The 13,583-nt window shown below is 45.3% G+C and carries 11 protein-coding genes and 1 other annotated feature (1 of these 12 only partly in view); of the genes, 2 read left to right on the forward strand and 9 right to left on the reverse strand.

What is annotated here, in order from left to right; translation table 11 throughout:
* Positions 1-36: 36 nt before the first annotated feature.
* The 5 genes from M3629_RS10460 to leuC form a co-directional block, all read right to left on the reverse strand.
* Positions 37-732 carry a GerMN domain-containing protein gene (locus M3629_RS10460; protein ID WP_251505579.1) on the reverse strand — a complete coding sequence of 232 codons (696 nt, stop codon included), beginning with the start codon at positions 730-732 and terminating at the stop codon, positions 37-39.
* Between the two features lie 34 nt (positions 733-766).
* Entirely contained in the window at positions 767-2,176 is a 1,410-nt protein-coding gene (locus M3629_RS10465) for an N-acetylmuramoyl-L-alanine amidase family protein (protein WP_251505582.1), read from the reverse strand.
* Positions 2,177-2,435: 259 nt separating this feature from the next.
* Complete coding sequence (locus tag M3629_RS10470; protein ID WP_251505583.1) at positions 2,436-3,842, reverse strand: N-acetylmuramoyl-L-alanine amidase family protein; 1,407 nt, start codon at positions 3,840-3,842, stop codon at positions 2,436-2,438.
* Positions 3,843-4,073: 231 nt separating this feature from the next.
* On the reverse strand, positions 4,074-4,676 hold the full coding sequence (leuD, locus tag M3629_RS10475) for a 3-isopropylmalate dehydratase small subunit (protein WP_123066072.1): 603 nt from the start codon (positions 4,674-4,676) through the stop codon (positions 4,074-4,076).
* A 31-nt stretch (positions 4,677-4,707) separates the two neighbouring features.
* Positions 4,708-6,129 (reverse strand): 3-isopropylmalate dehydratase large subunit, encoded by a 1,422-nt coding sequence (leuC, locus tag M3629_RS10480; protein WP_251505832.1) that lies wholly within the window; start codon positions 6,127-6,129, stop codon positions 4,708-4,710.
* A gap of 362 nt (positions 6,130-6,491) precedes the next feature.
* Between leuC and M3629_RS10485 the strand changes: the two genes are divergently transcribed.
* Positions 6,492-7,412, forward strand: a complete 921-nt coding sequence (locus M3629_RS10485; protein ID WP_251505585.1) for a LysR family transcriptional regulator — start codon at positions 6,492-6,494, stop codon at positions 7,410-7,412.
* Between the two features lie 380 nt (positions 7,413-7,792).
* Here the strand turns inward: M3629_RS10485 and M3629_RS10490 are convergent, their stop codons facing one another.
* The 4 genes from M3629_RS10490 to M3629_RS10505 all read right to left on the reverse strand — a co-directional run bounded on the left by M3629_RS10490 (position 7,793) and on the right by M3629_RS10505 (position 11,851).
* Positions 7,793-7,975 (reverse strand): hypothetical protein, encoded by a 183-nt coding sequence (locus tag M3629_RS10490; protein ID WP_251505588.1) that lies wholly within the window; start codon positions 7,973-7,975, stop codon positions 7,793-7,795.
* Between the two features lie 88 nt (positions 7,976-8,063).
* Positions 8,064-8,879, reverse strand: a complete 816-nt coding sequence (locus M3629_RS10495) for a carbon-nitrogen family hydrolase (protein ID WP_251505590.1) — start codon at positions 8,877-8,879, stop codon at positions 8,064-8,066.
* 68 nt (positions 8,880-8,947) lie between these two features.
* Positions 8,948-10,573, reverse strand: coding sequence for an ABC transporter substrate-binding protein (locus tag M3629_RS10500; RefSeq protein WP_251505593.1), 1,626 nt, complete (start codon positions 10,571-10,573; stop codon positions 8,948-8,950).
* A 249-nt stretch (positions 10,574-10,822) separates the two neighbouring features.
* The gene (locus tag M3629_RS10505) at positions 10,823-11,851 is read right to left on the reverse strand and encodes an ABC transporter substrate-binding protein (protein WP_251505597.1); all 1,029 of its coding nucleotides are present in this window, start codon (positions 11,849-11,851) and stop codon (positions 10,823-10,825) included.
* Between the two features lie 244 nt (positions 11,852-12,095).
* Here M3629_RS10505 and M3629_RS10510 point away from each other — a divergent pair, with 244 nt between their 5' ends.
* Positions 12,096-13,304 carry a pyridoxal phosphate-dependent aminotransferase gene (locus tag M3629_RS10510; protein WP_251505599.1) on the forward strand — a complete coding sequence of 403 codons (1,209 nt, stop codon included), beginning with the start codon at positions 12,096-12,098 and terminating at the stop codon, positions 13,302-13,304.
* 74 nt (positions 13,305-13,378) lie between these two features.
* Positions 13,379-13,583 (forward strand) — a binding site (T-box leader); it runs 15 nt beyond the window's last position.

Genomic DNA, 13,583 nt, shown 5'->3' on the forward strand with positions numbered 1-13,583 from the left:
TTCCGTGAGTCCACGGTAACACAATTGAAACACAGCTTAGTTGGATCTTGTCATTGGATGTTCCAAATCCACATGTCCCATCAAACTTTCAGTTGATTTACCATCAACCAGCAGATCGAGTGATTTTACTTCATCGAACTGGAAGAACGTTTGTTTCAACGCATCGATGGCAAACGATTCACCACCAGCACCAAGACGTGCGGTATCTGGCATGTGTATATCCAATGTGAGTGCTCCATCCTTGAATTGAACTGATTTCAGCTCGATATCTTTGGACCAGAGTGGAACGAGTTTTTCATCTTTGCTTTGCTGCAAGGAAGCAAACGCCTCTTTATATTTGTCATCTTCCGATGCAAACGTAATGTCCGCTGATGCTTTGTGAAGTTCCAGCTCCTCCGGATCGGTATAAAACACTTCGATGGACTTCGTCTCTTTGCTATCGGATGTTGAAGGTTTGTCCGTAGATGCTTCACCAGAAGAAGCCCCACCAGAAGACGTTGTTCCCTCCGAGCTTCCGTTCGCTGAGTTAGATGGTGTTGTATTATCCTCGGAACCAGCAGTCGCGGGGTCGGTAATGACCTGACCTTCCACCTCTGTTACGCCGTTCCCTGTTTGTGTCTCTGATCCCGCACCTTGCGTCTGGTTTGGAGCAGCAGTCGGTTTACTACCACATCCAGCAGCTACGGCCATGACCGTTACCAGCAAAGCTGCGATCCATACTTTTTTGTTCATTCTAACTCCGCCTCCTCAGCATAAGGGTTGTCCCTTATTGAATTCCCAAATACTCCTTGATCCCGGCAACAATACCTTTGGCTACATTGTTCTGGAAATTTTCCGTAAACAATACAGCTTCATCACTCTTGTTGCTAAGGAATCCTCCCTCTAACAGCACCGCTGGCATTGTTGTTTCACGGGTTACATGGAGGCTGGCCATTTTTACGCCCCGGTCTTTCAAACCGGAAGACTTCACGAGATACTTGTGCATGATATTAGCCAATTCCTTGCTCACCGAACGCGAATAAAAGGTTTCTACACCCGTAGCCGCGACAGGGCCGCTGTTCGCATGAATAGAGATGAAGATATCTGCGTTTATTTTCTGTGCAACCTTCACACGTTCTTTCAGCGCGAGAAATGTATCGTTGCTGCGTGTTAATACCACATCAATCTTAGGCTCCTTTTTCAAAAGGGCCTCCACTTTCAATGCCATGGCAAGATTGAAATCTTTTTCTCTTTTGCCTGTAACACCGATTGCTCCGGGATCTTGATCTCCATGCCCTGCATCGATGACAACAACCTTCTTGCCATTTCCTCCAACGGGCGGAGCAGGTGTACCTGTTTGATTATTCAGATCAACGATAAGTAATCCCGAATCATTCTGTACACTGTATCCCTTGGCACTCGTTAGATCGATAACAAATCTAATGGTAGAAGGACTGTTGCTATATAAGGAATAACGAATTTGAGACACGTCCGGATAACCGCTAACAACAAGCTGACCATTTTGATTACTATCCAATGCCTGACCTTGACTGAAAGAATCAGCGAATGCGGTATTTGGCAAATCAATAACAATTCGATCCGGTCCGGTCATCGTAAAGATATTTGGCTTTGTGCTTCCGCTTGTAGCCACCATGAACCGATTGTCACTAAAGCTGATGCCGTTTACCTGTACAACGCCTTCTTGATCTGTTCCTCCACCAGCGTTACCTGAGTTCGGGGGAGTGGTTGTCCCGTTTCCGGAACCTGCATTCTGGGTAACTAATGTTACCGTCTTCGTGGTGTTGTTCCAACCCACCTTAAGACCCATTTGCTCTCCGATAAAACGGAGTGGTACTAAAGTCGTACCATTTTTTACGAGGGGCGGGGCATCCAGGTCTACGTTACTGCCGTTCACTGTTGCCGTCTTCTGTCCAACAATCATCTGCATGGCAGTGTTGTCTTTGCTAATCGTCACCGTTTGCGACTGCTGTTTCCAATCGACGGAATATCCCAAACTTTCGGAAACCGTACGAATCGGCACCATCACCTTACCATTGATGTTCTCCGCTTTCGCATCCGAAGGCTGTACGATCTCATTCCCGTCTAGGATAATTTTCGTGTCTGCTGCTGCATGACTATAGCCCGGGAAAACGAGCCCAAAGACAAATAACAGTACCAAAAAACCGAACTTCTTCATCCTTCACCCCTACCAATCTCATATTTTTTTGCCGCATGTTGTAGGCTTGCAACTTTTACTGAACACTTGGGCATTACCAGACACCTATTAGACGCCTCCCAATCTCAAAAGTTGCGAATATATTCCAACATAACAGAAAAAAAACGTTGACAGATCAAGCTTTTTTTACATTTTAATGTCTGATTTTTTCCTAATTTATCAAATATGCATCTTGAAACAACGAACTTCCCTAATCTGCATATTTACGAAAATCGCTGTTTTACAATCTCAAATAATCTAAAATTCCGTCGACAATCGCTTGGGCACACTGATTCTGATATGAATCTGTAAGCATCAGAGCTTCATCTGTTGGATTGCTCAAAAAACCTAATTCAAGGAGTACAGCCGGCATCGACGTTTCTCGGGTCACATGAAGACTAGCCACTTTCACGCCACGATCTTTAAGTCCGGTAACAGGCAATACGTGCTTATGAAGAGTCTCCGCTAAACCCTTGCTCTCCTTTCGTGTGTACAAGGTTTCAATCCCGTTTGGAACCGGCGTTGTAAATTTGTTTCCATGAATGGAAACAAAAACATCGGCTTGGTTCAGCTTGGCTATATCTACACGTTGTTGCAAGGACAGTTCCGTATCATCCTGACGGGTAATCACGGTCTGAATGTTGGCATGCTGTTCCAGAAGCGCCTTGACTTTAAGTCCTACAGCTAGATTAAAATCTTTTTCGTAAGCACCTGTTACACTGACCGCGCCAGACTGACGTCCGCCATGTCCAGGGTCAATAACGATCACCGTTTTACCGTTATTCTCTGGTAAAGCTGGCTGACTTCCCGAACTTCCACTCGCAGCTGATAGGTCAACGAGCAGCACGTTTTTCTCTCCAAGTGACCAGTTTGCTGTTGCACTTTGAGACAGATCCAACACCACTCGCACCGTTGATGGCGACTGGCTGAACATGGCGAATCGGACTTTTGAAACAAGAGATGAATCCGATACATCGATTTGCCCACTTCCATCCGGATTCGAAGCCTGTCCCTGCACAAATGTCTGTGAAAAGGTGGTATTCGGCAGATCTACAATAATTCTTTCAGGCCCGCTGATGCTGGATACTTTGGGACTGATGCTTCCATTCGTTGCTAAGATCAAACGGTCTCCGCTATAACTAATACTTTGCAGTTCCGTCAGACCAACGGGGACTGGAGTCACCACCGGATCACTGTCAGGCTCCGTGTCCACGACAGGCGGGATACTGAACAGACTGACCGTTTTAGTCCCGTTGTCCCAACCAACCTGTAGTCCCATCCCCTCCCCTACAAAACGCAAAGGCACTAGTGTTGTCCCCTGTTTAATCAAGGGAGGTGCGTCCAGATTGACGACATTTCCATTAATCCTAGCTGCATCTTTGCCAGCCGTCATCTCGATAGAGCTATTGCCTCGCTGAACGTGCACCGTTTGCGTTGCCTGTTCCCATTTCACGTCATAACCCAGGTTTTCGGATACAATCCGAATGGGAACCATGACCGTTTTCCCAATATTCTCTGCAGGCGCTCCTACTTTCTGATCAATGGTTACTCCATCAAGCACGATCGAAGGCGCACGGTCTGCATGAGCCATCACTGGGAAAAGACAAAGGAACAGAAAAAAAATGACTGCTGCCGACCATTTCTTCATTCGTCATCCACCATTCTTGTTAAGTTATATAGATTTGAGACTTGATTCTCTACCTGTATTACGTTATGTACCCTTCCATAATCTACTATCCAGTCTATCAGATATTGTCTAACGATCCGGTTACAACGTTGTCATATTTAGTGGGAAAATAACAAATCAAAAAGCCTCCACCTGGTCAAAGGAACGCGAACATTCCTTGTCCAGATGGAGGCTTGGTGTTTAATCACTCTTTTAGCCAAAAAGTTTAGCTGCATGACGCTCTTCATAAGCGGCAATCGCATCATCATGTTGAAGTGTCAGACCGATGTCATCCAGTCCTTGCAGAAGGAATTGACGACGGTGTTCATCCAAATCAAAATCGATATGCAATCCGTGTGCATCTGTAATTGTTTTGTTCTCCAGATTCACATTCATCTCATAATTTTCATGGTTTGCTGTACGCTGGAACAAGTCTTCTACCTGTTCTTCGGACAGTTTGATTGGCAAAATACCGTTTTTGAAACAGTTGTTATAGAAGATATCCGCAAAAGATGGTGCAATGACACAGCGGAATCCATAGTCCATAATTGCCCATGGTGCATGCTCACGGGAAGATCCACAGCCGAAGTTAGCACGGGAAATCAGAATTGATGCCCCTTCATAACGCGGTTTGTTCATTTCGAAGGAAGGATTGTTGTTTCCCTCTTCATCAAAACGCCATTCATAGAACAAAAACTGTCCAAATCCGGTGCGTTCAATCCGCTTCAAAAATTGTTTTGGGATAATCGCGTCTGTATCTACATTGACCCGGTCTACCGGTGCCACGATGCCTTGCAGTGTTTTAAATGCTTCCATATATTCCGTTCTCCCTTCTGGCGATTATCGCTTAGATTGCTGCTTCTGTTTTGAAATTCCAGTCACGTACATCTACAAAATGACCTTTAACTGCCGCCGCTGCTGCCATTGCTGGTGAAACCAGATGCGTACGTCCGCCGCGACCTTGACGTCCTTCAAAGTTACGGTTGGAAGTCGATGCACAGCGCTGTCCTGGCTGCAAGACGTCCGGATTCATCGCAAGGCACATACTGCATCCTGCATCACGCCATTCAAACCCAGCTTCAGTGAAGATTTTGTCCAATCCTTCTTGTTCCGCCTGGATTTTAACACGTCCAGAGCCTGGTACAACAATTGCAGTTACATTGCTGGAAACGGTGTGACCTTTGGCAACTTTGGCCGCTGCACGCAGATCCTCAATCCGTCCGTTTGTGCAGGAACCGATAAATACATAATCAACCGGGATTTCGGAGATTGGTGTTCCTGGCGTAAGACCCATATATTCAAGTGCTTTTTCAGCCGCTTTGCGTTCATTTTCAGTAGGCAGTTCTGCTGGTACAGGAACTTTCGAAGAAATGTCTGTTCCCATCCCTGGGCTTGTACCCCAGGTCACTTGTGGAATCAATGATTCCACATCGATTTCAACCACACGGTCAAACTCGGCACCTTCATCGGTCACAAGTTCTTTCCATGCTGCAACCGCTTCGTCAAACTTCGCACCTGCAGGTACGTACTCACGTCCGCGCAGATATTCAAATGTCGTTTCATCCGGTGCGATCATACCCGCTCTTGCTCCACCTTCAATGGACATGTTACATACAGTCATACGCTCTTCCATGCTCAGTTCACGGATGGATTCACCTGTATACTCGATAACATAACCTGTAGCAAAGTCTGTGCCGTACTTGGCAATGACCGCAAGGATCATGTCTTTAGCCGTAACACCCGGGTTTCGTTTGCCGACAAAACGGACTTCCATCGTTTTTGCTTGTGCTTGTTGCAAACATTGGGTTGCCATAACGTGTTCTACTTCACTTGTTCCGATACCAAATGCTAGTGCACCAAATGCTCCGTGAGTAGATGTGTGGCTATCACCGCATACGATCGTTTTACCTGGGTGAGTCAGACCCAGTTCAGGACCCATAACGTGTACTACCCCTTGATCAATCGTATCCAGATCGTATAATTTCACGCCGAAATCGCGGCAATTCTGAGAAAGTGTGTCAATTTGCTGTTTGGAGATCGGATCTGTAATGTTGAAACGATCCTTCGTTGGCACGTTGTGATCCATCGTTGCAAATGTCAACTCTGGTCGGCGAACTTTACGACCGCTCAGGCGAAGACCTTCAAATGCTTGCGGGGATGTTACTTCGTGCACCAGATGCAAGTCGATATACAGAATGCTTGGTTTTCCTTCTTCCTGATGAATTACGTGATTTTCCCAAATTTTCTCAAACATCGTTTTTTTACTCATCATTTTCACCTCATCATAAGTTCGGTCCTTGGAAGAGCTTCGTGCATCTTTGTCTAAAAGTGAAGCTCTTGAATGACCTAAATATATCACCCCGTCCTTCATTGTTCCAAGATATAATATCTATAGATGTAATAGGTATAACCTATAATAAGACAAACAGTAATAAACCGCTGCATTACACAGAGGTTTTAATTGATAACAATTATCATTATCACATATAACTTATACTACGTGCATGTCTGTATTCTGTCAATGCTTTAATTTTCACTTTTCGACAGGTCCATGCTTCCCTGACTAGAATAACGAACCCTTGCGTTTTAATGTTATAATAACGACATCGATGAAAGGAATGACATGTCATTATGGAATTCAGACAACTTCAATATACACTGCAGATTGCTGCTGAACGGAACTTCTCAAGAGCCGCTGAAAAATTGCATATTGCCCAACCTTCACTCAGTCAACAGCTGTCCAAACTTGAGAAAGAACTTGGCGTATTGCTTTTTCAACGGAACACAAGCACCGTTGAGCTGACTCACGCGGGGGTTACTTTTGTTGAGCAGGCCCAAAAGATTGTGGATGCCATGGAACTGCTGCGACAGGAAATGTCGGATATCTCTCAGCTTCGTAAAGGCAAGGTTGTTGTAGGGAGTATGCCGATTACCGGTTCACATTTACTGCCGCATGTGCTTCCAGCCTTTCAACAAGCTTATCCCGACATCGAAGTAACTCTTTTAGAAGATTCCGGAATTACACTGGAAAAATTAACAGCCAGCGGCAAAGCTGACCTCAGCCTGCTCTCTCTACCTTTGCAGGAGCCCAGTTTGTCTTATGTTACGATTGGCGAGGAACGCATAGATCTGGCCGTGCCACCGAACCACCCCTTGGCTCATCGGGGAACACCGGGCCATCTTCAACCCGTTCGAATTGACGAGCTTCGGGACGAACCCTTTGTTGTATTAAAAAAAGGACAGGGCTTCCGCAAGTTGACGTTTGATCTCTGCGAACAGGCCGGGTTTGACCCGCAAGTGGTATTTGAAAGCACCAACATAGAAACGCTGCAATCGCTTGTGGCAACGGGCATGGGGATCACATTGGTTCCCCGTTTTATCGCGCGGGCGCCCCGCAGTGAGTTTGTACCTGTATATGTTCCTCTTGCCGACCCAACGCCGAGTCGCACACTCGTTGTCGCTTATCGTCAGGGGCGAGTCCTATCCAAGGCAGCCGAAGCTTTTATACAGACTTTTCAACAAACCGTTGCGGAGCTTTCCAAATCAGATTAAACCGATGCCGCAACTAGTTCGTGAATTTATGTTTTACCTTGTGCAATCGACAGCTATGGAGAAGATACACGAAGTCATACCAAAAAAGCTGTTCTGTAGTCTAGTGTCTACAGAACAGCTTTTTTTAGAGGTCAGTTAAACGACTAACCGCCATAAAATGCAGCATCTTTTGTTACAGTACAATGTTGCTTGTTAATTCATTGAATTATGGCAATAAATCACTCATGATTCACGTATTAACCTTCATTATTACTGTCACACTGCTCTAAAATTTGTATGAATTAGATACATTATATAATCATTGCTTATCCAGCATGTCTCACATCATCTTCATTTGTAGCCTTCATCTGCTCTGCGCAAGCATCATTCAATGCTATACTTTACCTTCGCAGATTACGATCACTGGTCAGCCTGTTCTGTTGATCCAGGGCACGGCCATCTTCCTGCGAATTCTCAGGGGGTGATAAGCCTCCTGTCCCATTCTCTAAGAATGCTCTTAAGTGATCTACCCTTCTGTTGCCTTGTTCCAGTCTCCTGAGCGTATCTTTCACATGGTTGTCCATTGATTGATCATCCTCCTTGGTGACGGGATAGTTATTATTACCCGCCTCCTGGAACGATAAACAGCATATATCATTTTTTTAGATAAAACTATTTCCCGCTAAAATAAATGCTTGGTCTGCGATCCTCAAACACCGGGATACGTCCGCGAACTTCGTCAACCAAACCAGGACGGATGACTCCAGATACAATCTCTTCGCCTTCACCGCCTTCAGCTACGATCTCGCCCCACGGATCGACGATCATCGAGTGTCCAAAAAACTCAGTGTCTTCCCCTTTGCCGACGCGGTTACATGCAATAACATACATCTGGTTCTCAATAGCCCGGGCGGTCAATAACGTGCGCCAGTGGTGCAAGCGCGGATTAGGCCATTCAGCAGGTACAATTAATGCACGTGCGCCATTCAGAGCGAGGGTTCGAGCTAATTCTGGAAACCGTATATCGTAACAGATCGATGCCCCGGCAGTCAGACCGTTGCCAAGTTCAAACATTTCAGGCCGTGCACCCGGCTCCAAGTATTTTTCTTCATCCATCAGACGAAACAAATGAAGTTTATCATAACGTGATACTTCTGTACCTTCTTGATTATATGCATACATCGTATTATAGATCTGTCCGTCGCGCTTCTCCGCAATAGAACCGCCAACGATCGACATACGATGTTTTTTCGCAAAAGCGGACAGCCATTCTCTTGACGTCTTTCCTTCCGGGTCAGCCAGTTCATGAATTTGCGGCAAAGCATATCCGGTATTCCACATTTCGGGCAGCACGGCCAGCTTTACATCCGGATATTGCTCGACTGCACGTTCGAGCAGCTTCTGCATATGTCGATGGTTAGCTTCCGGATCTCCCAATTTAATATCCCCTTGAATCAAAACAACCCGCATTTCTCCTTGTTCAGTCATGACCCAACACTCCTCCGAACTGTATTACTTGATATCATAGCTTGATCCCTAGAAAATTCGCAACCGTATTAACTCAAATGACCACCTAACAGTTCAGGCAACCTCTCCAGCAATTGGTCACATATCTGTGCATCACCTGAATTCCAGTCCAGTTCCTCCAAAGGATACACACGTCCTTGTTCTACAGCCGTAAGAGCTCTCCACTCTGGACTTTGCATCAGCCTCTCTGTCGCCTGCCGTGCATCTGGCTCCTGAGGTAGCATGAGAAACAAATGATCTCCAGCATATTCTTGAAGCGTATCAGCCGAAATCTCTTTATATGCTCTGCCTGCTGCGAGAGCTTCCTGCACTTTATGAACAGGCCTGAAACCAAACGGGTGATATAATAACGGCGCAAGCCCGATATTTCCCATCACAAACAAGCGAGCTCCCCGATGGTATGTGAGTACTGAGGCTGTTTCACCCAGATGAATCATTCTGCTAATCCTCTCCCACATCTGCAATGTACGTTCTTCATAGGATCTCAGCCATCGCTTGGCTTGTTTCTGCCTGCCAAACCAGTTCCCTACTCTCGTCAAACGTTCATGAAGAGGCGCATGTGAATTGTAAGCCAGTGTAGGCGCAATGCGCGTTAATTGCTCATACCGATGTTCATCTTCACTATCTATAATAATCAGATCCGGCTTCAAACGCGCTGTCTTTTCAACATCAATCGCATTCATAGCATCGTACTCTTCGTTCCCAATCAAATGGACACCTAGTGCTCTCAAATCCCCTGCAGTATCTCCATAATAGATCACTCGCTCTGGATTAGCGGGAATACGTACATCGTGTCCTAACCAATCCTGAACCAAGGTCCGCTGTTGAATAGATCTGTCATACTGGCGAGGAGATAGTCCGGTAATCTGGCGAAAACGTCTGTTAAAATAATATTCATCTTTGAATCCGACCCGGCTCGCGATATCACGTAAAGGCTCATCTGTCTTGCGTAACCAATCTTTGGCATGCTGAATTCGAACATGATTGATGTAATCAAGCGGTTTCTGACCAATACGTTGCTTGAACATTGTCGTGTATCGTTTAGGGCGAACACCAGCCATATTTGCAAGCTTATGTACTGTGATTTCATCTCTGTAACACTCATTAATATACTGAATAGTCCGGGTCAACCCGGAGTCCAAATCGGTATCATTGCCTTTTGAAGTATAACGGGTTATGACCCTTTCCATCCATTGCTGAAACCGCACGTTCAGACGGCAATACTCCGCATCATTTTTATAATTCCGGGATGCAAACAATTCGACTAACACTCTGCTCACAGACTCATATGTAGCATCGTTGAACTGAGCGCGTTGCTGAAATAAAGGCGGTGAATACCACTTGAGATGGCCGGACAAAACCTGAAAAGCATCATATGCCATAACTGTATAAGTCAAATGGTTTGAATTCCTGTGTTCCAGCTGGTATGCCTCGCCCGGAGAAATCGGATAGATACATCCCGCAGTAAAAGGCCAATACTCTTGGCCGATGTACAAGTGCCCTTCTCCTTCTTCACAGATTAAAAATGTATGTTTATTACACTGCACTTCCAGCATGATTTGATTAGATGGTTCTATTCGTCGCTCCAGATACTCCAGCCGAAACAGGAATGTCGAAAAAAATAACTTATCTTGATTCACACCCAACGTTCTCATATTAATTTAACTCCTATCATTACTGAGAATTATTATCACTCATAACTTCATGGACTCATTATAGTCTAGTACTAATCCTATATCTAGATCATTTTGCAATGCCACCCAGAGAGATTTAGTATAAAAAAAGCGCTCAACCAAAGTTGATCGCTTTTGGGAATTTTATTTAATTTGACTTTCCGATTCAGTTCTTGAAAGTTTAATATTTCATTTGCTGATGCTTAGATTGTAAGATTCCCTTGAAAATTCTCATTGAATCATCTGTTCGGGGAGCTCTTTCAACAACCATTCTCTAGACATCGCATCACCAGAAGCTTTGACGATATCAAAATGATATACCTTGCCAGCTTTAACCGCTGGGAGTTTTTTCCAGACTGCGTTATCCATCAATTCCTTGGTGGATTGCTTGGCATCATCCGTTACTGGTTCAAGGATAAATATCCGATCGCCTGCAATTTCTGTCATTTTTTCCGTAGAAATCTCCGCAAATCCCATTCCCTCATCCAATAACTTCTGGATTTCAGCTGTTGGTTTCATACCATCTTTCCCATATAACAACTGAGGTAACCCTGCTCCAGCCATCACAAAAAGACGATTCCCCGGATACATCGTAAACACCGATGCGGTTTCTCCTTCTTTCAAACCATTCTTACGGAGCTGTTTCCACATTTCTTCTGTTGCAGTTTGATGCGCTGTAATCCAGTCCTCAGCCTCCTGTTTTTTGTTTAACAGTTCGCCTAGCGTTCGCATGCGCTCCTCCAAAGTTGCAAAAGAATCAAAGGTTACTGTAGGTGCGATCTTTGATATCTGATCATACTGTGCCTCATCACTATTCGAAAAAATAATCAGATCCGGGTTCAGTCCAACGGCCCTCTCTACACTAAACGGAAATCCTACGTCTTCCGCATCCGCTACCTGCTCGTCAAACACCATGCCTTCCTGCCGAAGTATGCCTACCGGGATAACGCCCAGAGCAACCAGATCACCGGTAACCTCTCCATGATAGATTACACGTTGAGGAGTAACAGGCACGGTCACGGTATGACCTGTCCAATCCTTGAACTGCCTTGTCTGTCCCACGTTATCCTCGTCCGCCGTAGTCTGTTGGTTTGTATCTGTATTTTTATTTGCCGGATTAGTCGACTCAGTACCCTGATTTGCTGAAGTTGATTCTAATGTTGATGCCTCGTTGCCACATGCAAGTAAAAGGACAGACAACGCTGCGACAGACATTAAAAGGACCGTACTTCTGAATTTGTTTTGGAATTTGCTATGCATCTTTATTTCTCCCCCTGTTAGATATGCTCTCAAAATTTAATTTTAAATGATATTGATTATCATTATCGTAAAATATCTTAACTCACGGATTTTCCGATCTCAATGGATAAACAAGAAATCTGCATTTCCTTTTTGTACAACAATGTTTTTCCTTACTCCCATCTCCCTCTATACAGCTCGGGATTGACGTGATAAATTAATGAGAACGTTTTGCTATTAATAAACATCCGGAGTGATATGACCGATGACTAATACTGAAAATAAACCATCTTCTTCTGCTTTTCCCATTCCTTCAGCGAATGTGATGTCAAAGCTACCAACACAATTTTTCGCAACGCTCGTTCAAAATGTGAACCGTGAAATTGCAAGCGGTCATGACGTCATCAATCTGGGGCAAGGTAATCCTGACACCCCTACACCACCGCATATCATACAATCTTTACAGCAATCGGCTGAGAATCCGCTTTATCATAAATATTCTCCGTTTCGCGGGTATGCCTTCCTGAAGGAAGCCGTTGCCAAACGTTACAAAGAAGATTACAACGTTGATCTGGATCCCGAGACCGAGGTCGCTATTCTTTTTGGTGGCAAAACCGGACTGGTTCAATTACCTCAAGTCTTACTGAATCCAGGAGATGTATGTCTTGTTCCCGATCCTGGGTATCCTGATTATTGGTCAGGCGTTGCTCTCGCGCAGGCGCGCATGAGCTTCATGCCTTTATTGAAATCCAATGCATTTCTACCCGATTACGAAGCGATCTCCGCTGATGATCGGCAAAAGGCCAAGCTCATGTTCCTGAACTATCCCAACAACCCAACCTCGGCCACGGCTCCCCTTTCCTTTTACGAGGATACTGTCGAATTTGCAATTCAGAATCAGATTGTCGTTGCTAGTGATTTTGCTTATGGCGCGATTGGATATGACGGCCGTCGTCCTGTCAGCTTCTTGCAAGCTCCAGGAGCCAAAGAGGTAGGCATTGAGTTCTATACTCTCTCCAAAACGTATAATATGGCGGGATGGCGTGTCGGATTTGCGCTGGGGAATGCGGAGATCATCTCCCAAATCAATCTGCTGCAGGATCATATCTATGTCAGCCTGTTCGGCGGTATCCAAGCGGCAGCTGCGGAAGCTCTGACAGGCCCGCAGGACTGTGTCACTTCGCTAGTTGCACGTTATGAATCTCGTCGTGATGCATTTTACGAGGCGCTTTCCGAGATCGGTTGGCAAGCGTCCAAGCCGGAAGGTTCATTTTTTGGATGGTTGCCTGTGCCGGAAGGATATACCTCCTCTGCTTTGGCTGAACTTCTGTTACGAGAAGCGAAGGTTGCTGTCGCGCCTGGCATCGGTTTTGGCTCCCACGGGGAAGGTTATGTACGCATAGGTCTTCTGAGTGATGAGCAACGACTGCGTGAGGCAGCAGAGCGAATTGGCAGGCTTCATCTTTTCAAATAAGTGAAAGCTGAATACATGGTTACAATCTCTTTGCATATGCCAACTTTCCATGGTATGTTATAAGAAATAGTGAACGAAACGTGATGACGGGACCAGTAAGAGAGAATCAGCTGCGCATAGAGAGTAAATTCCATCTGGCTGCAAGAATTTACCGTGGCTTCTCTCCGAAACCTACCCCTGAGCGGCCTGTAGTGTACAGGACAGTGCCTTCTGTTACAGGGCATGAGCCGGATGATCTAATCATGATCATCAATAAAGGTGGTACCGCGGAAGTAACGA

It is taken from the genome of Paenibacillus polysaccharolyticus (assembly GCF_023714295.1).
Classification (GTDB): Bacteria; Bacillota; Bacilli; order Paenibacillales; family Paenibacillaceae; genus Paenibacillus; species Paenibacillus polysaccharolyticus_A.